Source organism: Sphingomonas sp. 10B4 (genome assembly GCF_035019905.1).
Taxonomy (GTDB): Bacteria; Pseudomonadota; Alphaproteobacteria; order Sphingomonadales; family Sphingomonadaceae; genus Sphingomonas; species Sphingomonas glacialis.
This window is the reverse complement of record NZ_JASJVC010000004.1, coordinates 79,469-102,310: the sequence shown is the minus strand read 5'-3', so window position 1 is coordinate 102,310 and position 22,842 is coordinate 79,469. Positions and strand designations below refer to the sequence as shown.

Here is a 22,842-nt window from a genome sequence, read left to right as displayed (position 1 = left end):
GATCATGTTGGAACATGAATCGCTTCCGGACCACAACGCAACCTCTTTTCCGGCTCCTCAATGAGTCAGGCTATATATTGCGATTGCGGCGGAAAGAATCCGCGGCCGGGTCGTTCCTTGACCGCGAGGTTTTCCGAATGGGCGCGCTGGCGCGCGCTTGTCGACAGCGCACGATATTTTTCCCGGAGACATGAGATGGCCACCACCCCCGAGACAATCCGCGGCAACGCGGGCGAGACCCACCAACAGGCCAGCGAGGGCGATGCCGTGCTGACCACCAACCACGGCGTGCCGATCTCCGACAACCAGAACAGCTTGCGCTCGGGCGAGCGCGGGCCGACGCTGCTCGAGGATTTCGTGCTGCGCGAGAAGATCTTCCACTTCGACCATGAGCGCATCCCCGAGCGGATCGTCCACGCCCGCGGCTCGGGCGCGCACGGCTATTTCGAGGCGACCGATGACATTTCGGACCTGTCGAAGGCCGCGGTGTTCACCAAGGGCGAGAAGACCGAAGTGTTCGTCCGCTTCTCGACCGTCGCGGGCGGATCGGGTTCGGTCGACACCCCGCGCGACGTGCGCGGTTTCGCCGTCAAGCTCTACACGCGCGAAGGCAATTGGGATCTGGTCGGCAACAACATCCCGGTGTTCTTCATCCAGGATGCGATCAAGTTTCCCGACCTGATCCACGCGGTGAAGATGGAGGCCGATCGTGGCTATCCGCAGGCCGGCAGCGCGCACGACACCTTCTGGGACTGGGCATCGCTCACCCCCGAAGCGACGCACATGCTGTTCTGGGCGATGTCCGACCGTACCCTCCCGCGCTCGCTGCGGATGATGGAAGGCTTCGGCATCCACACCTTCAAGCTGGTCAACGCCGAGGACAAGGCGAGCTTCGTCAAGTTCCACTGGAAGCCCAAGCTCGGCATTCAGTCGACGATCTGGGACGAGGCGCTCAAGCTTCAGGCGGCCGACAACGACTATCACCGCCGCGACCTGTTCGAGGCGATCGATGGTGGCGACTTCCCCGAATGGGAGCTCGGTATCCAGGTGTTCGACCAGGCCTTCGCCGACGCGCAGCCCTATGACGTGCTCGATTCGACCAAGCTGATTCCCGAGGACGACATCCCCGTGCGGATCATCGGTCGGATGGTGCTCAACCGCAACGTCGACAACTTCTTTGCCGAGACCGAGCAAGTCGCCTTCCTGCCGACCAACATCGTGCCCGGCATTGATTTCTCGAACGATCCGCTGCTGCAGGGCCGGTTGTTCTCGTACCTCGACACGCAGAAGTCGCGTCTGGGCACGACCAACTTCCACCAGATCCCGATCAACGCGCCGCGCTGCCCGTTCGGCAACTTCCAGCGCGACGGAATGATGCAGACGCAGGTGCCGAAGGGTCGGGCGAATTACGAGCCCAACAGCCTCGGCGCACATGGCGAGGAAGGCGGCCCGCGCGAAAGCCCGAAGGGCTTCGCCACGGTCAATGCCGCGACCGGTCCGAACGAGACTGGCGACAAGCTCCGCATCCGCTCGGAGACGTTCAGCGACCATTACAGCCAGGCACGGCTGTTCCTGAACTCGCAGACCGAGAGCGAGCAGGCACATATCGCATCGTCGTTCGTGTTCGAGCTGTCGAAGGTCGGGACGCTCGATCAGGTCCCGCCGCGGATGCTGGCGAACCTGCGCAATGTCGACGAGGCGTTCGCCAAGCGCGTCGCCGACGGGCTGGGCATCCCGCTGCCCAAGAAGGCGAAAGCCGCGCGCGAGCCGGTCGACATGAAGCCGTCCGACGCGCTGTCGATCCACAAGAACATGAAGGCGACGCTCGAAGGGCGGACCGTCGGCGTGCTGATCGCGGATGGCACCGATGCGGGCGAGCTCGAGACGCTGGTCGCGGCAATCACCAAGGCGAAGGCGAAACCCTTCCTCGTCGCGCCCAAGGTCGGCGGCGCAAAGCTGTCCGACGGGACGATGAAGAAGGCCGATGGCCAGCTCGCCGGTTCGCCGTCGCAGCTGTTCGATGCGGCAGCGGTCGTGCTGTCGAAGGACGGAGCCGCGGCGATGCTCAAGGAGGGCGCAGCCGTCCAGTGGGTGATGGACGCGTTCGGGCATCTCAAGGCGGTCGGCGCGAGCGACGCGGCGAAGCCTTTGCTCGACAAGGCCGGCGTCGAGGCCGATGAAGGCGTGACGGGTCTCGACAAGGCCTTCATCGCCGCTGCGGCCAAGCGCTTCTATGCGCGGGAACCTAACGTCCGTACCCTCGCCTAGCCGCTAGGGCTGCGGCCTCTATCGGGATGCACCGTATGATCAACCCCTTTGCCTATTGGACGCGTGTCATGTCGGCATGGGGGTCGGTCGGTGCGACCGGCGAGCGATTGAGCGAAACCGCGACCGCCTCGCACGCGGTGATCGCCTCGCGCACCAACACGATCGGCGAAGCGATGCGTTCGCCGCTCAGCGGTGATTATGCCGAGCTCGGCCGGATGGTGCCTGAGAAAGTCGCCGCCTTCTCGGCATCCGGGACGGCGGGCATGCAGGCGTGGATGACGCTGCAGGCGGGCTATGTCGCGCAGGCACAGGAGCTCGGCGCGATGTGGCTGCGCGGCCGCCTACCGACGCTGTTCGAACTTGCCGCGCTGTCCGAACGTTCAAGCATGCACGCCCTGACAGCGCTCGAAACGAGCGCGAAGATGGGCCGCGATGTGGTCGCGCCGGTGCACAAGGCGGCGACCGGGAATGCAAAGCGGCTGCGCAAGGCGCGCTGACGGGCTAGCTCCGACTTTTCCCGCATCGTTCCCCGGCGAAGGCCGGGGCCCAGAGGCGAGCGTTCTGAAAGAGCGCGTTGCACGCGCCGTTGGAGCCTCCACCCCTGGGCCCCGGCCTTCGCCGGGGTGCTGTGACCGAGGCGCCTCCTCAGAAAATCCCCAGGAACTTCTTCCGCTTGCCAGCGCCCTGTTCAGGCGTGCCGTTGCCGACATCATCTCGCGGCTTGCCCTTGGTCGTGCGCTGCGCCGCGGCGGGCTTTGCAAAGAGGATCGGCGAGCAGGCTGCAGCCTTGGCATCCCCCACGTCGATAAACGCGAGTAACGCTGCCGGCGGCGTGGCGAGCAGCGCCAGCCCAAGCCCGGTCCCCGCGCGACCGATCAAATCGGGGCTGATCACCGAAATCCCCGGCTTTGCGAAATGACCGTTGAGCCCGACCGGCGACTGCGCAGAAAGCAGGCTGAACTTCTTGCCATCGGCGCGGAAGGCGAGATCGAGCGCCTCGGTCCCGAAGCTGAACCCGCCCGTCGCCGCGATCACGTTCTTGCTGGTGTCGATCAGGATCGGATCGGCCGCCGCCGCGCCCTTGCGCACCGTGAAGGCGACCAGCCCGCAATTGATCCGCACCGGCTCCTTCAATTTGTCCTGGAACATCTTCTGGACGAAGGTGCCGATATCGAGTTCGCTCAACTGAACGTTGCGCGTCCAGAAGCTGCCGGCGGGCATCACGAACGCGATCCTTCCGTTCGCATTGGCGAGCGAATCATGGAGGCTGTCGCCGCTGCCGACGAGCTGGATCCGCCCCTTGATCGTCCCCGTCGTCCCCGCCTCGGCAACGCCGAACCCGGCGAGCAGCCGCCCCATCGGGGTCGAGGCCAGGCGGATGTCGTAGCTCGCCTTGGTCGGCCGGCGACGCGTGTCGAGGATAATGTCGGACGCGACAGTGCCGCGCGCCATCGAGAAGGTCAGCGGCGAGAGCTTGAGCACGCTGTCCTTGAGCGCGAGCGTCAGGTCGATGTTCGAGACCGGCACGTTTTTCGACCGCACCGTGCCGACCGTCCATTTCAGATCCGCATCGAACGCGTGGAGCGCGGCAATATCGAGCGACGCGTCGGGCAGCAGGCGCGCCGGTGCGGCACCCGTAGCGGCGGCTGCCGCCTGGACGCCCTTGGCCGCGATCAGATCAGGATTGTAGCCGATGAACGGCGCGAGATCGATGATGTCGACCTTCTTGCTCGCCAGCGTCGCGGCGATGTGGATGCGCGGCGCGATATTCTCGACCGTGAAGCGCCCTGCTAGATCGCTCGCGCCGAAGCGGCCGCGCAGATGCGTGAAGGCATAGGTGGTGCCGGTCTTCACCAGTTGCGCCTTGAGGACATAGGTGCGCGACTGCGGAATGGTGACGCCGATGATATGCAGCAGTTCGGCCATGTTGCGCCCACGCGCCGTCACGTCGAGCGGGACCTTCTCGATCTCGGCTAGGCTCGGCAGCGTGCCCGCGACATCGATCACGTTGTGTGCGGCGTGCGCGGTCATCGTCAGCGTGTTGGCACCACGCGCCACGGTCTGGTCGGGGGAGAGCAACGCGCCGGTCAGCGTGAACGGCGTATCGCGCACCACGCCATTGCCGGTGAAATCGACCTTGTCGCCGATCTTCGCGTCGGTCGACTTGATCGTGGCGAAGGTCAGATCGGCAAGCAGCCGCATCCGCGTGTCGCGATAGCGCACCGTCGTACCCGCGAGCGTCGCGCGGTCGATCGTCGGAAAGGCGAGCGGCTTGCCGCCCTTGGTCTGGCTGAAGGTCCAGCTGTTGGTGCTGTGGTCGGGGCTCCATTCGAGATCGACCGCGCCGTCGGCGAGATCGAGGAAATAGAGCCGACGCTTGCCGAACAGCAGCGACAGCGGCGCAATCCGCGTGTCGATCTTCTTCGCCTCGAACAGATTTGGCTTGCTCGCCCAGGACGGGTTCGAGATCGTCAGCCCCTCGGCGAGGAACTTGATCTGGAACGGATCGAAGAACAGCTGAAAATCGCCCCGCACGCCGACGGTGCGATGCGTCAGCGATCCCACGACACGTTCGAAGGTCGGCTTCAGGAAGCGCCCCTTGGTGATGTAGAGCACCAGCCAGATCGCGAACAGCACCGCCAGAATCGCGAGCAGCACATTGCGCACGATGCGCCAGCGGCGCCGCGCCGGTGTCTCGACAGTCGCGCGGTCGCCTTCGGGCGTGGTCGCCGTGGCGGCAGGGATCTCGGTCACGGTCGTTTGGTCTGCATGGCGCGAGGCTTCTTCGTTTCGGGCATTCACCCTGGTCCTGAACACAGCCATAGCCGCGACAACTGAACGCCGCTTGACCGGAAAAGTGCCGGCTCGTCGCACACCGCTGGACAGGCGCGCCGCTCGCTCGCTAACGCGCCGCCATGAGTGTCACCGCAACGATCATGAATTCCGCCACCGGCGAGCCTATCCAGAAGATGGTCTTCGGCCGTATGCCCAAGCCCTGGGCGTCCTTCACGCTCACCTCGGGCGAACTCGTCACCGCCGACCGCGTCGATGTCGGCAAGCCTGCGCCCGGCAAGTTCGTCGTGCCGGTTTCGGTATGGGTCACACCCAAGAAATAAGCCGGAGCGCTCTCGCCGCTGGTTCGTTGGCCATCCGACACCAAGCGAGGAGCGCACATGGATTACATCAAACTCGGCGCGACCGGGCTCGACGTCTCGCGGCTGTGCCTCGGCTGCATGACCTTCGGCGTGCCCGATCGCGGCACCCACGCCTGGACGCTCGACGAAGCGGCCAGCCGCCCGATCCTGCAAAAGGCGGGCGAAGCCGGGATAAATTTCTTCGACACCGCCAATGTCTATTCGGACGGCACGTCGGAGGAGATCGTCGGGCGTGCACTCAAGGACTTCACGCGCCGCGACGAGGTCGTGATCGCGACCAAGGTGCACGGCCGGATGCGTCCCGGCCCGAACGGCGCCGGGCTCAGCCGCAAGGCGATCCTGACCGAGATCGATGCCAGCCTGACGCGGCTCGGCACCGACTATGTCGATCTCTACCAGATCCACCGCTTCGACCCCGAAGTCGCGATCGAGGAGACACTCGAGGCGCTGCACGACGTCGTCAAGGCCGGCAAGGCGCGCTATATCGGTGCCTCGTCGATGTTCGCCTGGCAGTTCGCGACGATGCTCCACACGTCCGAGGCAAATGGCTGGACGCGCTTTGCGACGATGCAGAATTATCTCAACCTGCTCTACCGCGAGGAGGAGCGCGAGATGCTGCCGCTCTGCGCCGCCGAAGGGATTGGCGTGATCCCGTGGAGCCCGCTCGCGCGCGGCCGGCTGACGCGCGACTGGGACGATGCGACCGAGCGATCGCAGACCGACGCGTTCGGCGCGACCTTGTATCGCCACACCGCCGATGCCGACAGCCGCGTGGTCGAGCGCGTCGCCGAGATCGCGACCGAGCGCGGCGTGGCGCGCGCGCAGATCGCGCTCGCCTGGGTGCTGGCCAAGCCCGAGGTTTCCGCGCCGATCGTCGGCGCATCGAAGCTCGCGCATCTCGACGACGCGCTGGCGGCGCTCGAGATTGGGCTGACCGAGGCCGAGATCGCGCGGCTCGAAGAACCGTACGTGCCGCATGCGGTGGTGGGCTTTTCCTGAGCGCCACCCCCATATCCTGCCCCCCGTCACCCTCGCGAAAGCGAGGGTCCCGCTTCTCCTGCGCACCGCGGGCCAGGAGCGGGATCCCCGCTTTTGCGGGGATGACGGGAATAAGGCGGGCGACGGCGATCGCTTCTAATCGCAACCCCATCGCGCGACGCGGTCAACCGCGTTAGGGCGTGCGCGATGTCCGTCCTCGCCGCCCACGCCCGCGATCTCGAATCGCTTGGCCAGTCCCACCGCCGCCGCAGCCTCTCCCCCCGCGCCGGGATCGATTTCGCCTCGAACGACTATCTCGGTCTCGCCGCCTCGCTGCGCCTGCGCGAAGCCGTCGCAGCGGCGCTCGACCGCGGCGTATCGATCGGCTCGGGCGGATCGCGGCTGCTGCGCGGCAACGATCCCGAGCACGAAGCGCTCGAAGCCGAAGCCGCCGCCTTCTTCGGTAGCGAGACCGCGCTCTATTTTTCGAGTGGCTTTGCCGCCAACGCCGCCTCGTTCGCCACTTTGCCGCAGACCGGCGACCTGATCCTGCACGACGCGCTGATCCACGCCAGCGCACATGACGGAATGCGCCTCGCGCGCGCACCGGCACAGGGCGTCGCACATAACGACGCCCAGGCGTTCGACGACGCGATCTCCGCCTGGCGCCGCGCGGGCGGAACGGGCACGCCGTGGATCGCGGTCGAGAGCCTCTACAGCATGGACGGCGACCAGGCCCCGCTCGCCGATCTCGCCGGTATCGCGCAACGCCACGGCGGCATGCTGCTGATCGACGAGGCGCATGCCACCGGCGTCTTCGGCCCCGACGGCCGCGGTTTGGCTGCCGCGCTCGACGGACGCGCCGACGTGATCACGATGCGCACCTGCGGCAAGGCGCTCGGCTGCGAGGGCGCGCTGGTGTGCGGGCCAGCGGTGGTGCGCGATTTCCTGATCAATCGCGGGCGCGCCTTCATCTTTTCGACCGCCCCCTCCCCGTTGATGGCAAGCGCGGTGCGCGCCGCGCTCGCCATCCTCGCCGACGAACCCGAGCGCCGTACGCGGCTCGACGCGCTGATCGCCCATGCCGGCCAAGTGCTCGCGCCGCTCGGGGCGACGGTGACGGGCTCGCAGATCCTTCCGCTGATCGTCGGCGACGCCGAAGCGACGATGGCGCTCGCCGCGCGCCTGCAGGCGGCGGGCTTCGACGTGCGCGGCATCCGCCCGCCGACGGTGCCGCCGGGAAGCTCGCGGCTGCGCATCTCGATCACGCTCAACGTCGACATCGCCGATATCGACCGTCTCGCCACTTGCCTGGAAGCTTTGTCATGATCCCCCGCATCGTCGTCACCGGCACCGATACCGACATCGGCAAGACGGTCTTTGCCGCCGCGCTCGCCGGAGCGCTCGGCGCGTCCTATTGGAAACCCGTGCAAACCGGGCTCGACGACGGCAGCGATGCCGCGCGCGTCGCGGCGCTGAGCGGCCTGCCCGCGAGCCATATCCTGCCCGAGGCGTATCGGCTCGTCACACCGTGCTCGCCGCACCGCGCGGCACGGATCGACGGCGTGACGATCGATGCCGACGCGCTCGATCCGCCGCCGCACGATGGCGCGATGGTGATCGAAGGCGCGGGCGGCGTGCTCGTTCCGGTCAACGACACGACGCTCTACGCCGATATCTTCGCGCGCTGGGGCGATCCCGTGGTGCTCGTCGCGCGCACCGCGCTCGGCACGATCAACCACAGCCTGCTTTCGATCGAGGCGCTGCGCGCGCGCGGCGTGCCGATCCTCGGCGTGGCCTTTATCGGCGAGCCGGTCGAGGACAGCGAGGCGACGATCGCGCGGATCGGCGACGTCCGCCGCCTCGGCCGCTTGCCGATGCTGCCGACGCTCGACCGCGCGGCGCTCGCCGCCGCCTTTGCTGCGCATTTCTCGCTTGAGGATTTCCGATGAGCTCGCCCGTCTGGCACCCGTTCACGCAGCACGGCCTCGGCGAGACGATCCCGCGCGTCACGCGCACCGAGGGCGCGTTTCTCTACACCGATGACGGCCGCCGGATCATCGATGCGATCTCGTCGTGGTGGGTGACGACGCACGGCCATTGCCATCCCGCGATCATGGCGGCGATCGCCGATCAAGCGAGCAAGATGGACCAGATCATCTTCGCCGGCTGGACGCACGAGACCGCCGAGACGCTCGCGCAAGGCCTGGTGGAGATCATGCCGCCCGCACTCGAGCATGTCTTCTTCTCGGATTCGGGATCGACCGCGGTCGAGGTCGCGCTCAAGATGGCGCTCGGGTTCTTCGCCAATCGCGGTGAACCGCGCAACCGCATCCTCGTGCTCGAGCACAGCTATCACGGCGACACGATCGGCGCGATGTCGGTCGGCGCGCGCGGCGTCTACAACCAGGCCTATGCGCCGTTGCTGTTCGATGTCGGCACGATCCCCTACCCCGCCGCTGGCGCCGAGCAAGCAACGCTCGATGCGCTAGAGCAGGCGTGCCGCGCCGCGCCGGCCGCGTTCATCTTCGAGCCGTTGGTGCTCGGCGCGGGCGGGATGCTCTTCTATCCGCCTCGCGTGCTCGCCGAGATGCGCGCGATCTGTGCGCGCCACGGCGTACTGTTCATCGCCGACGAAGTGATGACGGCGTGGGGCCGGACCGGCACGCTGCTGGCGTGCGAGCAAGCCGGCGTCGTGCCCGACATCCTGTGCCTGTCGAAGGGGCTGACCGGCGGCGCGGTTCCGCTCGCGGTGACGATGGCGACAGCCGAAATCTTCGACGCGCACTATTCGGAAGACCGCTCGCGGATGTTCTTCCACTCGTCGAGCTACACCGCGAACCCGATCGCGTGCGCCGCCGCCAACGCCAATCTCGAAATCTGGCGCACCGAGCCCGTGCTCGATCGCATCGCCGATCTCGCGCAGCGCCAGGCGGGCTGGGCCGAGCAGTTGCGCCTACTGCCGACGATCCACAATGCCCGCGTCTGCGGGACGATCGCGGCATTCGAACTGGCGAGCGCTACGGGCACCTATCTCGATGGCCTCGGCCCGCGGCTGCTCGCGTTCTTCAAACAGCGCGACCTGCTGCTCCGTCCGCTCGGCAACACCGTCTACGTCATGCCGCCCTACTGTATCGACGATGCCAGCCTGGGCGAAATCTATAGCGCGATCGCCGAGGCGAGCGAGAGGCTCTGACGCCTTCTTGATAACGCTATTGATAAGCGTTCGCAAATACGTCACTAGGCCCCGTGACACCAAAGGGACCAGTGAATGAAGCGTTTTGTCATCTCCGCAGTGCTGCTGAGCTCCGCCGTCTATGCCGCACCGGCGATGGCGGAGGACGAAGCCGAGGACGGCCCCGCGATCGTCGTCACCGGCGCGCGCCCAAGCAGCGAGGCCACCGCCGGCACCAAGAGCTCGGCACCGATCGCCGAGACGCCGCAATCGATCAGCGTCATCAGCGCCGCCGACATCGCCGATCTCGGCCTGTCGAACCTCAACCAGGCGCTACGCTTCGTCGCCGGCGTCACCACCGAGCAGCGCGGATCGAGCGCCGAAGTCTATGACCAGTTCAAGCTGCGCGGCTTCGATGCACCGCAATTCCTCGACGGGCTCAAGCTGATCGGCGGGGCAAGCTATCTCGAGCCCCAGATCGACGTCTCACGGCTCGACCGGATCGAAGTGATCAAGGGCCCCGCTTCGGTGCTCTACGGCCAGTCGGGCCCCGGCGGCCTCGTCGCGCTGTCGAGCAAACTGCCGCTTGACAAGCCGCTCTACGGTGCGGTGTCGGGCACCTACGGCACCTACGACCTGTACCGCGCCGATGCCGATGTCGGCGGCAAGATCGGCGATTCGGTGCTGTGGCGGATCAACGGCAGCGTCAACGGAGCGCACACGCAGCAGACCTTCAGCGCGCGCGAGCGCCAGACGGTGTCGGGCGCGCTGACCTTCAAACTCGATCCTGCGACCAAGCTGACGCTGCTCGGCGCCTATTCGAACGATCCGCAGAATGGCAGCTACGGCGTGTTCCCGGCGTCGGGCACCTTCTTGCCCAACCCCAACGGCAAGCTCGCAACCTCGACCGATTTCGGCGAGCCCGGCAATTACTTCAAGCGCGAGCAGGTCGCCGCGACCTATATCCTGACGCACGAGATCAACCCCGACTGGAACATCCGCGCCTCGGGCCGCTACCAGCATGGCACCGCGCGGCTCGGGATCGTCTATGCCGCAGGATCGCTGGTCGCCGCTGCCAACCCGAACTCCACGCTTTACAACCGCGCCTCCTACGCGACGCGCGAGCGCAGCGACTCCTGGGTGTTCGACAACCAGGTGCATGGCCGGTTCGCCACGGGCGCGGTGAAGCACGACGTGCTGTTCGGCGTCGATTACCAGACCGGTACCGCGCGCTCGATCAACGCCTTCGGCTCGGCGACCCCGCTCAACGGCTATGCCCCGGTCTATGGCACGATGGTCGTGCCGCAGAGCCCGGCGGCGGTGCCGAACTCTTTCAGCCTGAACGACAACAGGCCCCGCTCGAACCAGGCGGGCGTCTATGCGCAAGACCAGCTTTCGTACGGCGCTTTGCGCGTGCTGTTGAGCGGGCGGCAGGACTGGGCGTCGGTCCGCACCGGACCGAACACCGCGTCGCAGGACTCGCAGAAGTTCACCTATCGCGCCGGTGCGCTCTACACGCTGCCGTTCGGGCTTGCGCCCTATGTCAGCTATTCGACCTCGTTCGAACCCAACGGTACGCTGACGCAGCCAAACGGCGTGATCACCGTCGCCAAGCCATCCGAGGGCAAGCAGATCGAGGCCGGCGCGAAATATACCGTGCCGAGCACGCAGATTCTCGTCGCCGGCGCATGGTTCCAGATCGACCAGACCAACCTCATCACCACCAACCCGCTCACCAACGTCTCGACGCAGAGCGGCCGGGTCCGCTCGAGCGGCGTCGAGGTCGAGGCGAGCGCCCCCCTGCCCTACGGCTTCAACGCGAAACTCGCCTATAGCCGCCAGAAGGTCCGCACCACCGCTGACGCCAACCCCGCCAATATCGGCGCGGGGATCCTCGGCGTCGGGCGCGGCGGCATGTCGGGCAATCTCGAATGGGCACCACGCGACGGCAAGTGGCAGGGCTTCGCGATCGGCGGCGCGGTGCGCCATGTCGACAGCATCTATGCCGGTGGTGCTGCGCGGACGAGCACGCCGGGCTTCACGCTGGTCGACGCGCTGGTGCGCTTCGATCTCGGCACAATCGCGCCGCGCTTTGCCGGCGTCTCGCTCGGGGTCAACGCCGCCAACATCTTCGACAAGAAGTATGTCACGACCTGCTACCTCGATTATGCCTGGTGCTGGTACGGCAACCGCCGCACCGTGCAGGGCACGATCGCCTATCGGTTCTGAGGGCAGATGCGGCAGGGCATGAACCACGACCGACGCGTTTGGCGACACCGCGCCGACACCGCGCTGCGCGTCGTCGTCGCCATGCCCGGCGGCTATGCGGTGGCGAGCCTGTGGGCGATGGCGCTCGCGCGGATCCTGCCCGGCGGGCCAGCCGAGGCGACCTTCACCGCGACGCTCGTCGCGTTCGCGCTGTGCGCCTTCACCGCGATGTGGGCGTTCGCCGCGCGGAGCGGCTGGCGCGCGGCGTGGACGACGCTGCTCGGCGGCAGCATCGCCGCGGCGATCGCGTTCGGGTCGATCGCGCTGACGGGTCGCGCGTGAGCAAGGGCTTCCGGCAGAGCCAGGCGACGCTCCACACCTGGTCGGGACTGCTCGTCGGCTGGGTGCTGTTCATCGTGTTCGTGACGGGCACCGCGGCCTATTGGCGCGAGGCGCTCAACCGCTGGGCACAACCCGAACTCCCGCCGATCGAGCAGCCAGCGCGCGTCGTCCGCGGCGCGCAGCTGCTGCTACACCGCGAAGCCCCTGACGCCGCAAGCTGGTTCATCACCGTGCCGAGCACGCGCTCGGCGAGCGGCAGCGTCTTCTGGGTGCCGGGCGCCAAAGCGCCGCCCACGCCCGGCGAGACCAGCGCGCGCATCGACGCCAATGGCGCCAAGGTCGTGGCGCGCGCGACGCTCGGCGGCGACTTCTTCTACCGCTTCCACTTCGACCTGCATTACGTGCCGTATTACGTCGCGCGCTGGATCGTCGGGATCTGCGCGATGTTCATGCTCGTCGCGATCCTCAGCGGGATCGTGACGCACAAGAAGATCTTCCGCGATTTCTTCACCTTTCGTGGCGGCAAGGGGCAACGCTCATGGCTCGACGGGCACAATGCCGTCGCAGTGCTCGGCCTGCCGTTTCACTTGATGATCACCTATACCGGGCTCGTCACGCTGATGACGCTGCTGATGCCGTGGGCAGCGGTCGCCAATTACAGCGCCCCCTTCAGCTTGGGTCGCTTGCTCTATCCCGAGGCTCCGGCAGTCCCGCGTGCCGACCGGCCCGCGCCGCTGGTCGATCTTGCCGCTGTGCTGCGCGATGGCGAGCGGCGGCTCGGCGCGCCGGTCGATATCATCAGCGTCACCGCACCGGGCGATGCCTCGGCGCGGATCCTGCTGTCGCAAAGCAACCACGGCACGCTGTCGAGCCTGACGCCGCGGCTGACCTATGACGGCGTGAGCGGACGCCTGCTCTGGGCCTCCCCGCTGCCGGGCGCGGCCGCAGTGACGGCGGGCGCGATGATCGGGGTCCATGCCGGGCGCTTCGCCGACGCCGTGATCCGCTGGGTCTATTTCCTGTGCGGCATCGGCGGATCGGTGATGGTCGCAAGCGGGCTGGTGCTGTGGAGCGTCAAGCGCCGCGAGAAATTGCCCGATCCGTCGCGCCCGCCGTTCGGCTTCCGCCTGGTCGAGCGGCTCAATATCGGTTTCGTCGCGGGCTTCCCGGCGGCGATGGTGGGCTTCCTGTGGGCGAACCGCCTCCTGCCGCTCACCCTCCCGGCGCGCGCCGAGGCCGAGATCAATGCGATGTTCGTGCTCTGGGGAGCGCTGCTGCTCCACGCCTTTCTCCGCCGCCCGCGGAGCGCCTGGGTCGAGCAACTCGCGCTGACCGCAGCGCTGCTGCTCGCGCTCCCGCTGTTCGACATGCTCGCGACCGCGCGCGGCTTGCCGGCGACGATCGCGGCGGGTGACGCCACGCTCGCCGGTGTCGACCTGACGCTGCTCGCGCTCGGGCTTGCCTATGCCGCGATCGCGCGCGGCGTTCACCTGCATGTGCCCGCGCGACGCCGATCGCGCAGCCAGGCGCGCGCATGACCGCGCTCCCCTTCATTGCTGCTATCCTCGCCTTCGTGCTGTTCGGACTGGCGACCGACCAGCATCACGGCAAGCGCTACCGGCGCGCGTGTCCGCGGGGCCGCGCCATCAGGTTGCGCGCAACCGCGTGGACGCTCCTCGCGCTGGCATTCGCGCTGTCGATGATCGCGTGGGGCGCGGTGTTCGGCCCAATCGGCTGGTTCGCGTCGATCATCAGCGGGGCCGCGCTGGCCTTTGCCGCCTTGAACTTCATCCCGCTCCCGGCGCGGCGGCTGCGCGGCTGATATCGCGCTTCGGGCTGGACAGAACGGCGCGTTGCCCGCACGTCAGCCGCCACGAGGATCAAGAGGGGCCGACATGACCGACACCGCGCTTTCGTTCGACGTTTTGATCGTGGGTGCGGGGCATGGCGGGGCGCAAGCGGCGATCGCGCTGCGCCAGCGCGGGTATGCGGGGACGATCGCGCTGCTCGGCGACGAGCCCGAGCTTCCCTATGAGCGCCCCCCGCTATCGAAGGACTATCTCGCTGGCGAAAAGCCCTTCGAGCGGATCCTGATCCGACCCGCGGCCTTCTGGGTCGAGCGCACGATTCCGCTACTGCCGGGCCGCACGGTGGTATCGGTCGATCCTGCCACGCACGTCGTCACCACCGACGAGGGTGCGACCATCGGCTATTCGAACCTGATCTGGGCGACCGGTGGTCCGCCACGCCGGCTGACGTGCGCCGGGCATGACCTGCGCGGCGTCCACGGCGTGCGCACCCGCGCCGATGTCGACCAGATGATCGCCGAACTGCCCGACGTGAGCCACGTCATCGTGATCGGCGGCGGCTATATCGGGCTCGAGGCCGCAGCGGTGCTGACCAAGCTCGGCAAGCACGTCACCGTGCTCGAGGCGGCACCGCGCGTGCTTGCGCGCGTTGCCGGCGAAGCGCTCTCGCATTTCTACGAAGCCGAGCACCGCGCGCACGGCGTCGACCTGCGCACCGGCGTCACGGTCGTAAGCATCGAGGGCCATGACGGCGCGGCGACCGGGGTACGGCTCGCCGATGGCAGCGTGGTGGTGGGCAGCATGGTGGTCGTCGGGATCGGCATCGTCCCAGCGGTCGCGCCGCTGATCGAGGCGGGCGCCGCTGGCGGCAATGGCGTGACGGTCGATGCCTTCTGCCGCACCTCGCTTCCCGACGTGTTCGCGATCGGCGACTGTGCCGCGCATCCCAACCTCTATGCCGATGGCGCGACGATCCGGCTCGAATCGGTGCAGAACGCCAACGACCAGGCGACCGTCGTCGCGCGCGTGCTGACGGGCGATCCGCAGCCCTATGATGCGGTGCCGTGGTTCTGGTCGAACCAATATGATCTGAAGCTGCAGACCGTCGGGCTTTCGACCGGCTTCGATACGGCGGTGCTGCGCGGCGATGTCTCCACGCGGCGCTTCTCGGTCGTCTATCTAAAGCGCGGCAAGGTGATCGCGCTCGATTGCGTCAACATGACGCGCGATTACGTTCAGGGCCGTGCGCTGGTGGTGGCACGCGCCGTGATCGACCCCGCGTTGCTGGCCGATGCGGACGTGCCGTTGAAGGAAATGCTGGCGGCTGGCTGACGCCTCAGCAGCCGAGGCGGTCGGCCAATTCGGTCAGCGACTCGGCGCTGTAATCCCACGCCTGTTCCGAGGCGCGGTCGGGCTTGGGCGCGCCGCCCAATTCCATCGGCCGATCGACATAGGCGGTCGCCAGCCCACACGCCCGTGCCGCGGCAAGATCGCTGTGATGCGCGGCGACGAGGCATAGCGCTTCGGGCGCAATCCCCAGAATATCGGCGGTGCCGAGATAGGCCTGCGGCAATGGCTTGTAGATCCCGGTCGCCTCGGCCCCGAGGATCGCATCCCACGGCAGCCCGCCATGCCGCGCCAGCGCGAGCATGAGCGCGACATTGCCGTTCGACAGCGTGACGATCGGGAAGCGCGCCTTGAGCCGCGTCAATCCCGCAACCGCATCGGGCCACGGATCGAGCCGCCGCCACGCCAGCGCCAGATCGGCGAGCGTCGCTTCATCCGCCGCGATGCCGAGCCGCTCGACCAGCACGTCGAGCGTCTCGCGGTTGAGCACGTCGAGCCGCGTATAAGCGCGCCGGCCCGAACGGCATTCCTCCATCGCCGGCTGATACAGGCCGCGCCAGTCGTCTGCGAAACGCGCCGGATCGAGATCCTCGCGCCCGATCCTCGCGAAAACCGCCGCAGCCTCGCGCGCGATGCTCGTCCGCCAATCGACGACGGTGCCGAACACGTCGAAGGCGAGCGCCTTGATCACCCGGCGACGATCTCGCGCAGCGCCGCGGCGAGGCCACGCGTCTCGGCCTCGGTGCCGATCGTCATGCGCAAGCCGTTGGCGAGCCCCTGCCCCGGCAGCCAGCGCACGATATAGCCGCGGCTGAGCAGTGCCTTGTACGCGGTCTCGGCGGTGACGGCGCCTTCGAACAACACGAGCAGGAAGTTGGCTTCGCTCGGGACGACGCGCAGGCCGGCGTTGCCGAGCTTGCCCATCTCCGCGCCGAACCACGCGCGCCATTCGCGATTGTGCTCGCGCGAGGCGGCGATGAAATCGGCCGCGCCGAGCGCCGCGATCGCGGCTTCCTGCCCGGCGGTGGTGCAGCAGAATGGCGCCCGGATGCGGTGCATCGCCGAGATCGCGTCCTCCGACCCGTACCCCCAGCCGATTCGCTCGGCGGCAAGGCCGTGGATCTTCGAGAAGGTGCGCGTCACGATGACGTTCGGCGCGGTGCGCGCGAGGTCGAGCCCGCCGTCGTCATCCTCGGGCGCGAGATATTCGGCATAGGCCTGATCGAGCACGAGCATCACGTGTGCCGGAAGCCCGGCATGGAGGCGCGCAATCTCTTCCTTGCGCGTGAAGGTGCCGGTCGGATTGTTGGGATTCGCAACGAATACGACGCGCGTACGCTCGGTGACCGCAGCGAGGATCGCGTCGACATCGGTCGCATAATCGCGGTCGTCGGCGATGACGAGCGTCGCGCCGACGCGGCGGGTGGCGATCTCATAGACCGCGAAGCCGTAGCGCACCTGGATGATCTCGTCGCCGGGCCCGGCATAGGCGCCGGCGATAAGGTGGAGCACTTCATCCGACCCGGTGCCGTAGATGACGCGCGCAGGGTCGAGATCGTGATGCGCCGCGATCGCCTCGCGCAGCAGTGCTGCGCCGGCATCGGGATAGCGTGCGAGATCGGCGGAATGTTTGGCGAAGGCGTCGACCGCTTGCGGGCTGGTGCCGAGCGGATTCTCGTTCGACGACAGCTTGATGACGGGCGCCCCACCCTCGCTCGTCGAGCGACCGGGCACGTAGGGGGCGATGGCCATGATCCATGGCTTGGGCTGGGGTGCGTTCATTCCGCGTGGGTTAGCGGGGAAAGAGCGACACTTCAAATCCTCCCTCGCGCAGCGAGGGAGGATTTACGGGGTTAGCGTTGCGGGCGCTTGTTCGGCCCACCGGGCCGCAATGTCGGCCGCGGCTGATGCCGCACCGGCGCAGGCCCATTGGCACGCCGCGGGCTGCGCTCGGCCTCGACCGGCCCGCCCTGGACTTGCTCGAACTGCACGCCGCCTTCGGCTTCCTCGCCGGCGGTGCGCTTTACCGCCGCCATGAACTTGCCCGCGATGCCGCTCGGCACCTGGAACATCGTCTCGTTGGCGGCGATGCGGATCGCGCCGACTTCGTTCTTGGTGATGTGCCCGCGACGGCAGATCAGCGGCAGGATCCAGCGCGGATCGGCATTCTGGCGACGGCCGATGTCCATGCGGAACCAGACGATATCGTCGAAGCCCTCGCGGTGATGCTCCTTGCCCGCCTCGCGCGGCGCGGAACCGCTCGCCTCGATCATTTCCTCGGGCGCGGGCATCCGCGCGCGATAGCTGCGCACCAGTGCCGCCGCGATATCCTCGGGAGTCTTCTTCTCGAGCAGCTGTGCCGCCAATGCGCGATCGTCCTCGTCGACTTCGACGTCCTCCATCAGCATCGTCATCAGCCGCGACTTGTCGGCCTTGCGGATGTCGTCGACGGTCGGCGCGTTCATCCACTCGACCGCGATCCGCGCGCCGCGCAGCATCATCTCGACGCGGCGCTTGCGCTGATACGGCACGATCAGGATCGCGGTGCCCTTCTTGCCCGCGCGACCGGTACGACCCGAGCGGTGCTGCATCGTCTCGGCATCGCGCGGCAGCTCGACGTGAACGACGAGGCTGAGCGAGGGCAGATCGATCCCGCGCGCGGCGACGTCGGTCGCGACGCAGACGCGCGCACGCTTGTCGCGCAGCGCCTGCATCGCGGCGTTGCGCTCGTTTTGGCTATGCTCGCCCGACAGCGCGACCGCGGCGAAGCCACGCTCGATGAGGCCGGCATGGAGATGGCGGACATTGTCGCGCGTCGCGCAGAACAGCATCGCCGTCTCGGCCTCGTGGAGGCGGAGCAGATTGACGACGGCATTCTCGATATCGGCCGGCGCCACGGTCACCGCCTGATATTCGATATCGCCATGCCCGCGGTCCTCGCCGACGGTCGAGATGCGCAGCGCATCCTTCTGGTAGCGCTTGGCGAGCGCGACAATCGACTTGGGCATCGTCGCCGAGAAGAGGAGCGTACGGCGCTCCGACGGCGAAGCGTCGAGGATCAGCTCGAGATCTTCGCGGAAGCCCATGTCGAGCATCTCGTCGGCTTCGTCGAGGATGACCGCCTTGAGGTTCGACAGATCGAGCGCGCCGCGCTCGATATGGTCGCGCAGACGGCCCGGCGTGCCGACGACGATATGCGTGCCATGCGCGAGGCTGCGGCGCTCGCGCGACGCGTCCATGCCTCCAACGCAAGTCGAGATGCGCGCGCCGGCCTTGCCGTAGAGCCATTCGAGCTCGCGGCTGACCTGCAACGCGAGTTCGCGCGTCGGCGCGATCGCGAGCGCGAGCGGTGCGCGCGGCGGCGGGAGCAGGCCGTCTTCGGTCAGCAGCTGCGGCGCGATGGCGAGGCCGAATGCGACGGTCTTGCCCGACCCGGTCTGCGCCGAGACGATGACGTCGCGGCCTTCGGCCTCGGGCTGGATGACGGCGGCCTGGACAGGAGTCGGGGCTTCATAGCCACGGGCGGAGAGCGCTTCGGCAAGAAGCGTGGGGAGGTGTGAAAAGGGCATGGTATTCCGAATATGGGGGCGGCGGGTTCGCGCGCCAAGAAGGGCCCTTAGCACGGGTGCTGGAGAAAAGCACGGGGGGTGTGGATTCTGGCGCTAAACCGCCTTCTTCCTCCCCCCCCTGGAAGGGAGGGGCTGGGGGTGGGTCGGCCCGAGGCGGCTGCCGACGTCGGTCAGGATCGCTTCAGCGACGCCGTCGGGATTCGTGATCGCCTCGGAATTCCAGAAGCGGAGCACCTGCCACCCGAGGCTTTCGAGGAACGCAGTTCGCTCCTCGTCGTAAAGCGAGTCGGTGTGCTGACCGCCGTCTAGCTCGATGGCAAGCTTCGCTTCGCGGCAGGCGATGTCGATGATGTAGCGCCCGATAACGAGCTGACGGGTGAAGCGCGGGCGATACGATCGTATGCGCAGCCAGATCCGGCGTTCGGCGTCGGTTGCGTTGGTCCGCAGATCACGGGCGCGTTTCGTCATCTCGGGTGAGACTCGAGGCATTCCGTAAGACTGCCGCCGTCCGATACGGAGAGCAACCCACCCCCAGCCCCTCCCTTCTAGGGAGGGGAGAAAGTTAAGCGAGGTGGTGACCTACACCACCTGCCCCGCCGCCCAGCCGCTCGCCCAGGCCCATTGGAAGTTATAGCCGCCGAGCCATCCCGTCACGTCGACCGCCTCGCCGATCGCATACAGCCCGGGCACCTTCCGCGCCTCCATCGTCTGTGACGACAGTTCGGCCGTCGAGATGCCGCCTGCCGTCACCTCGGCCTTGGCGAAGCCTTCGGTGCCGTTCGGACTGAAGCGCCAATCGGCCAACTGCCGCGCTGCCGCATCGACCGCCTTGTCGGTCGCCGCGCCGAGTTCGCCCTCGATCCCGAGCCGATCGGCGAGCGTCTCGGCAAGCCGCCCGGGCAGATGGTTCGACAGCACCGACGCGAGCGAGACGCGCGGCCGGGTGTGCTTCACGCCGACGAGCCAGCCGGGCTTGAGCTCGGGCAGGAAATCGATCCCGACCGGCTCGCCGTGCCGCCAATACGACGACACCTGCAGGATCGCCGGCCCGCTCAACCCCTTGTGCGTGAACAGCGCGGCCTCGCGGAATTTGGTCTTGCCCGCCCTGGCGACCACTTCCGCCGCCACACCCGAAAGCGAGCGGAACAAGGTTTCGTCGCCACCAAGCGTCAGCGGCACCAGGGCCGGGCGGGGCTCGACCACTTTCAGTCCGAAGCGCCGTGCGAGATCATAGGCAAAGCCGGTCGCGCCCATTTGCGGAATCGACGGGCCGCCGGTGGCGATGACGAGCGACGGCGCACTCGCGGTGCGATCGCCGAAACTAACGCGATACTGTCCATCGGCATGGTCAATATCGCGGATCGCTTCACCCAGCGCGATCTCCACCCCGCCTTTGTCGCATTCGTCCTGCAGCAGCGCGACGATCTGCTTGGCGGACCCATCGCAGAACAATTGCCCGAGCGTCTTCTCGTGCCACGCAATCCCGTGTGCCTCGACCAGCGCCAGGAAATCCTGCGCGGTGTAGCGCCCGAGCGCCGACTTGGCGAAATGCGGGTTGGCCGAAATATAGCGATCGGCCGCGGTGTGCACATTGGTAAAATTGCACCGCCCGCCACCCGAGATCAGGATCTTCTTGCCGATCGCCTCGGCATGATCGAGCAGCAGCACGCGGCGCCCGCGCTGGCCGGCGGTGAAAGCGCACATCAGCCCGGCCGCGCCAGCGCCGAGAATGATGGTGTCGTAAGTCGTATGGGTCGTCATCGCCCGCCTGTGGACGCAAATCGGCGCGCAGGCCAGTGCGCGGCTTAGACGGTGAAGCTTTCGCCACACCCGCATGCACCCTTGGCGTTGGGATTGACGAACACGAAGCCTGCCGCAAAATCGTCCTCGACCCAATTCATCGTCGAGCCGATCAGATACAGGATCGACCCGCCATCGACGAACAAAGTCCCGCCGGGCGTATCGATCCGCTCGTCGAACGGCTTGGCTTCGGTGACGTAATCGACCGAGTAGGCAAGCCCCGAACAGCCGCGCCGCGGCGTCGACAGCTTGACGCCGATCGCGTCCGCGGGCGCCTTGGCCATCAGCGCGGCGATCCGCGCCTCGGCCGTGGGCGTGAGGATCAGCGCAGCAGGGCGAACGCGGGTCATGGTGGTCATCGGCTTCTTCCTCCAAAGCCCCCCCCTTCAGGGAGGGGTAGGGGGTGGGGGAAGCCTCGCAGAGACCTGCGTTTGGGACTTTCCCACCCCAGCCCCTCCCCTGAAGGGAAGGGGCTTAGTGCATTACAGCATGCCCAGTTCGAGCTTGGCATCGTCGGACATCTTGGCGGGATCCCATGCCGGATCCCATACCAGATTGACCTCGGCCGAGCCGACCCCCGGCACCGCGCCGACGCGCAGTTCGACTTCCATCGGCATCGATTCGGCGACAGGGCAATGCGGCGTGGTCAGGGTCATCGTAACAACGGCGTGGCCGGCCTCGGTCACCTCGACGCCATAGATCAGTCCGAGATCGTAGATGTTGACCGGAATTTCCGGATCGTAGATTTCCTTGAGCGCGTCGACGACCGCCTCGTACAGCGCTCCGCCCGGTTCGCCGGCGACATCGCCTGCGGGCTTCTGGCTAAGAAAACCCTCGAGATAGTCGCGCTTGCGCGTCCCTGCCTCGACCGCGACGTCCTCGACGCGCGCGCGCGGCGGCTGCTCGACGGCGCCGACTTCCTGAATCTCGATCCGGTCGCTCATCCGAAAATCCTCGTTACTCTTTCAATTCCGCGCACCAGCGCTTCGACGTCGGCGGCGCTGTTATAGACCCCGAAGCTCGCGCGCGCCGTCGCATCGACGCCGAGCGTCTCCATCAGCGGCTGCGCGCAGTGATGGCCCGCGCGCACCGCCACCTTGGCTTCGTCCAAGATGGTGCCGATGTCGTGCGGATGCACCCCCGCGATGCTGAAGCTGACGATTCCTGCGGAATCCTCGGGGCCGAACAAGGTCAGCGAGTTGAACTGCGACAGCGCGTCGCGTGTCAGTTTCACCAGCGCGGTCTCGTGCGCATGGATGCGCTCAAGCCCGATCCGCGTCACATAGTCGATCCCGGCGGCGAGCCCGAGCACGCCGACAATATGTGGCGTGCCCGCCTCGAAGCGGCCCGGCGGCGGCGCGTAGGTCGTACCCGCAAAGCTGACCTTGTCGATCATCGCGCCACCACCCTGATACGGCGGCATCGCCTCGAGCAATGCTGGCTTTGCCCACAACACGCCGATTCCGGTCGGGCCGTAGAGCTTGTGGCCCGAAAAGACGTAGAAATCGCAATCAAGTGCGGCGACGTCGACCGTCATGCGCGGGACCGACTGGCAACCGTCGAGCAGAATCTTCGCCCCGACCGAATGCGCGATGTCCGCCGCCCGGCGGCCGTCGAGCACCGAGCCGAGCACGTTCGAGACATGCCCCAACGCGACGAGCTTGTGCTGCGGCGTGATCATCGCGGCCATCGCGTCGAGGTCGATGCGGTGGTCGGCAGTGAGCGGGAGCACGTCGATCTGCGCACCGATCCGCTCGGCGACCATCTGCCACGGCACGATGTTGCTGTGATGCTCGAGCTGCGAGAGCAGGATGCGGTCGCCGGCCTTGAGCTGCGTTCCCGCCCAGCAGTGCGCGACGAGGTTGATCCCCTCGGTCGCGCCGCGGACGAAGACGATCTCGTTTTCGGAACCGGCGTTGAGGAACTTGGCCACCTTGCGACGCGCCGCCTCATAGGCGAGCGTCATATCAGCCGAGCGCCGATACACGCCGCGGTGCACCGTGGCGTAATCGGTGTCATAGGCGCGCGTGATCGCGTCGATCACCTCTTGCGGCTTCTGCGCAGTGGCGGCGGTATCGAGATACGCCCAGCCGGCCGGGATCGCCGGGAAATCGGCGACATGGTCTAGCGGGCGGGTCTGGGTCAGCACGCTCATTGCCTCCCCTCCCTGGAAAGGAGTCTGTTGCGCGCGC

21 protein-coding genes are annotated in these 22,842 nt (G+C 67.3%); 12 read left to right on the top strand and 9 right to left on the bottom strand.

Annotated features, from left to right (window positions below; genetic code table 11):
* The first annotated feature begins 195 nt into the window (after window positions 1-195).
* The gene (locus QN347_RS02370) at window positions 196-2,268 is read left to right on the top strand and encodes a catalase (RefSeq protein WP_322160094.1); all 2,073 of its coding nucleotides are present in this window, start codon (window positions 196-198) and stop codon (window positions 2,266-2,268) included.
* A gap of 35 nt (window positions 2,269-2,303) precedes the next feature.
* The gene (locus QN347_RS02365; protein WP_322160096.1) at window positions 2,304-2,765 is read left to right on the top strand and encodes a hypothetical protein; all 462 of its coding nucleotides are present in this window, start codon (window positions 2,304-2,306) and stop codon (window positions 2,763-2,765) included.
* Between the two features lie 148 nt (window positions 2,766-2,913).
* Here the strand turns inward: QN347_RS02365 and QN347_RS02360 are convergent, their stop codons facing one another.
* Window positions 2,914-5,022 (bottom strand): AsmA family protein, encoded by a 2,109-nt coding sequence (locus QN347_RS02360; protein ID WP_416194459.1) that lies wholly within the window; start codon window positions 5,020-5,022, stop codon window positions 2,914-2,916.
* A 161-nt stretch (window positions 5,023-5,183) separates the two neighbouring features.
* Here QN347_RS02360 and QN347_RS02355 point away from each other — a divergent pair, with 161 nt between their 5' ends.
* From QN347_RS02355 to QN347_RS02310, 10 genes are all read left to right on the top strand, one after another.
* Entirely contained in the window at window positions 5,184-5,384 is a 201-nt protein-coding gene (locus QN347_RS02355) for a hypothetical protein (protein WP_010187745.1), read from the top strand.
* Between the two features lie 57 nt (window positions 5,385-5,441).
* Window positions 5,442-6,422, top strand: a complete 981-nt coding sequence (locus QN347_RS02350) for an aldo/keto reductase (RefSeq protein WP_322160097.1) — start codon at window positions 5,442-5,444, stop codon at window positions 6,420-6,422.
* Window positions 6,423-6,608: 186 nt separating this feature from the next.
* A complete protein-coding gene (locus QN347_RS02345) occupies window positions 6,609-7,730 on the top strand; it encodes an 8-amino-7-oxononanoate synthase (protein ID WP_322160098.1) in 1,122 nt (373 codons plus the stop codon).
* Window positions 7,727-8,353: a dethiobiotin synthase gene (bioD, locus tag QN347_RS02340; protein WP_322160100.1), complete on the top strand. Its 627-nt coding sequence runs from the start codon at window positions 7,727-7,729 to the stop codon at window positions 8,351-8,353. The genes QN347_RS02345 and bioD overlap by 4 nt, the downstream gene beginning before the upstream one ends.
* On the top strand, window positions 8,350-9,597 hold the full coding sequence (locus QN347_RS02335; RefSeq protein WP_322160102.1) for an adenosylmethionine--8-amino-7-oxononanoate transaminase: 1,248 nt from the start codon (window positions 8,350-8,352) through the stop codon (window positions 9,595-9,597). Before bioD ends, QN347_RS02335 begins: the two co-directional genes overlap by 4 nt.
* 75 nt (window positions 9,598-9,672) lie before the next feature.
* The gene (locus QN347_RS02330; protein WP_322160103.1) at window positions 9,673-11,805 is read left to right on the top strand and encodes a TonB-dependent siderophore receptor; all 2,133 of its coding nucleotides are present in this window, start codon (window positions 9,673-9,675) and stop codon (window positions 11,803-11,805) included.
* 18 nt (window positions 11,806-11,823) lie between these two features.
* Window positions 11,824-12,126 carry a hypothetical protein gene (locus QN347_RS02325; protein ID WP_322160105.1) on the top strand — a complete coding sequence of 101 codons (303 nt, stop codon included), beginning with the start codon at window positions 11,824-11,826 and terminating at the stop codon, window positions 12,124-12,126.
* Window positions 12,123-13,664, top strand: a complete 1,542-nt coding sequence (locus tag QN347_RS02320; protein ID WP_322160106.1) for a PepSY-associated TM helix domain-containing protein — start codon at window positions 12,123-12,125, stop codon at window positions 13,662-13,664. The genes QN347_RS02325 and QN347_RS02320 overlap by 4 nt, the downstream gene beginning before the upstream one ends.
* The gene (locus QN347_RS02315) at window positions 13,661-13,948 is read left to right on the top strand and encodes a DUF3325 family protein (protein ID WP_322160107.1); all 288 of its coding nucleotides are present in this window, start codon (window positions 13,661-13,663) and stop codon (window positions 13,946-13,948) included. Before QN347_RS02320 ends, QN347_RS02315 begins: the two co-directional genes overlap by 4 nt.
* 73 nt (window positions 13,949-14,021) lie before the next feature.
* Window positions 14,022-15,266 carry an NAD(P)/FAD-dependent oxidoreductase gene (locus QN347_RS02310; protein WP_322160108.1) on the top strand — a complete coding sequence of 415 codons (1,245 nt, stop codon included), beginning with the start codon at window positions 14,022-14,024 and terminating at the stop codon, window positions 15,264-15,266.
* A gap of 4 nt (window positions 15,267-15,270) precedes the next feature.
* Here the strand turns inward: QN347_RS02310 and QN347_RS02305 are convergent, their stop codons facing one another.
* The 8 genes from QN347_RS02305 to QN347_RS02270 form a co-directional block, all read right to left on the bottom strand.
* Complete coding sequence (locus QN347_RS02305; protein WP_322160109.1) at window positions 15,271-15,972, bottom strand: haloacid dehalogenase type II; 702 nt, start codon at window positions 15,970-15,972, stop codon at window positions 15,271-15,273.
* Window positions 15,969-17,063: a histidinol-phosphate transaminase gene (gene hisC / locus QN347_RS02300; protein ID WP_322160110.1), complete on the bottom strand. Its 1,095-nt coding sequence runs from the start codon at window positions 17,061-17,063 to the stop codon at window positions 15,969-15,971. Before hisC ends, QN347_RS02305 begins: the two co-directional genes overlap by 4 nt.
* A gap of 71 nt (window positions 17,064-17,134) precedes the next feature.
* Entirely contained in the window at window positions 17,135-18,850 is a 1,716-nt protein-coding gene (locus QN347_RS02295) for a DEAD/DEAH box helicase (RefSeq protein ID WP_322160111.1), read from the bottom strand.
* Window positions 18,851-18,943: 93 nt separating this feature from the next.
* Window positions 18,944-19,339: an endonuclease domain-containing protein gene (locus tag QN347_RS02290; protein WP_322160112.1), complete on the bottom strand. Its 396-nt coding sequence runs from the start codon at window positions 19,337-19,339 to the stop codon at window positions 18,944-18,946.
* Window positions 19,340-19,429: 90 nt separating this feature from the next.
* A complete protein-coding gene (locus QN347_RS02285; RefSeq protein ID WP_322160114.1) occupies window positions 19,430-20,611 on the bottom strand; it encodes an NAD(P)/FAD-dependent oxidoreductase in 1,182 nt (393 codons plus the stop codon).
* 44 nt (window positions 20,612-20,655) lie between these two features.
* Complete coding sequence (locus QN347_RS02280; protein WP_010187760.1) at window positions 20,656-21,009, bottom strand: HesB/IscA family protein; 354 nt, start codon at window positions 21,007-21,009, stop codon at window positions 20,656-20,658.
* 123 nt (window positions 21,010-21,132) lie between these two features.
* Window positions 21,133-21,594 (bottom strand): SUF system Fe-S cluster assembly protein, encoded by a 462-nt coding sequence (locus QN347_RS02275; RefSeq protein WP_133186815.1) that lies wholly within the window; start codon window positions 21,592-21,594, stop codon window positions 21,133-21,135.
* Window positions 21,591-22,805 carry a cysteine desulfurase gene (locus QN347_RS02270; RefSeq protein WP_322160116.1) on the bottom strand — a complete coding sequence of 405 codons (1,215 nt, stop codon included), beginning with the start codon at window positions 22,803-22,805 and terminating at the stop codon, window positions 21,591-21,593. Before QN347_RS02270 ends, QN347_RS02275 begins: the two co-directional genes overlap by 4 nt.
* Window positions 22,806-22,842: the final 37 nt, after the last annotated feature.

Bases quoted from the DNA above. Each gene is read 5' to 3' on its own strand.
- QN347_RS02370 (WP_322160094.1), top strand. From the start codon at position 196: ATGGCCACCACCCCCGAGACAATCCGCGGCAACGCGGGCGAGACCCAC.
- QN347_RS02365 (WP_322160096.1), top strand. From the start codon at position 2,304: ATGATCAACCCCTTTGCCTATTGGACGCGTGTCATGTCGGCATGGGGG.
- QN347_RS02355 (WP_010187745.1), top strand. From the start codon at position 5,184: ATGAGTGTCACCGCAACGATCATGAATTCCGCCACCGGCGAGCCTATC.
- QN347_RS02350 (WP_322160097.1), top strand. From the start codon at position 5,442: ATGGATTACATCAAACTCGGCGCGACCGGGCTCGACGTCTCGCGGCTG.
- QN347_RS02345 (WP_322160098.1), top strand. From the start codon at position 6,609: ATGTCCGTCCTCGCCGCCCACGCCCGCGATCTCGAATCGCTTGGCCAG.
- bioD (WP_322160100.1), top strand. From the start codon at position 7,727: ATGATCCCCCGCATCGTCGTCACCGGCACCGATACCGACATCGGCAAG.
- QN347_RS02335 (WP_322160102.1), top strand. From the start codon at position 8,350: ATGAGCTCGCCCGTCTGGCACCCGTTCACGCAGCACGGCCTCGGCGAG.
- QN347_RS02330 (WP_322160103.1), top strand. From the start codon at position 9,673: ATGAAGCGTTTTGTCATCTCCGCAGTGCTGCTGAGCTCCGCCGTCTAT.
- QN347_RS02325 (WP_322160105.1), top strand. From the start codon at position 11,824: ATGAACCACGACCGACGCGTTTGGCGACACCGCGCCGACACCGCGCTG.
- QN347_RS02315 (WP_322160107.1), top strand. From the start codon at position 13,661: ATGACCGCGCTCCCCTTCATTGCTGCTATCCTCGCCTTCGTGCTGTTC.
- QN347_RS02310 (WP_322160108.1), top strand. From the start codon at position 14,022: ATGACCGACACCGCGCTTTCGTTCGACGTTTTGATCGTGGGTGCGGGG.
- hisC (WP_322160110.1), bottom strand. From the start codon at position 17,063: ATGAACGCACCCCAGCCCAAGCCATGGATCATGGCCATCGCCCCCTAC.
- QN347_RS02295 (WP_322160111.1), bottom strand. From the start codon at position 18,850: ATGCCCTTTTCACACCTCCCCACGCTTCTTGCCGAAGCGCTCTCCGCC.
- QN347_RS02290 (WP_322160112.1), bottom strand. From the start codon at position 19,339: ATGCCTCGAGTCTCACCCGAGATGACGAAACGCGCCCGTGATCTGCGG.
- QN347_RS02285 (WP_322160114.1), bottom strand. From the start codon at position 20,611: ATGACGACCCATACGACTTACGACACCATCATTCTCGGCGCTGGCGCG.
- QN347_RS02280 (WP_010187760.1), bottom strand. From the start codon at position 21,009: ATGACCACCATGACCCGCGTTCGCCCTGCTGCGCTGATCCTCACGCCC.
- QN347_RS02275 (WP_133186815.1), bottom strand. From the start codon at position 21,594: ATGAGCGACCGGATCGAGATTCAGGAAGTCGGCGCCGTCGAGCAGCCG.
- QN347_RS02270 (WP_322160116.1), bottom strand. From the start codon at position 22,805: ATGAGCGTGCTGACCCAGACCCGCCCGCTAGACCATGTCGCCGATTTC.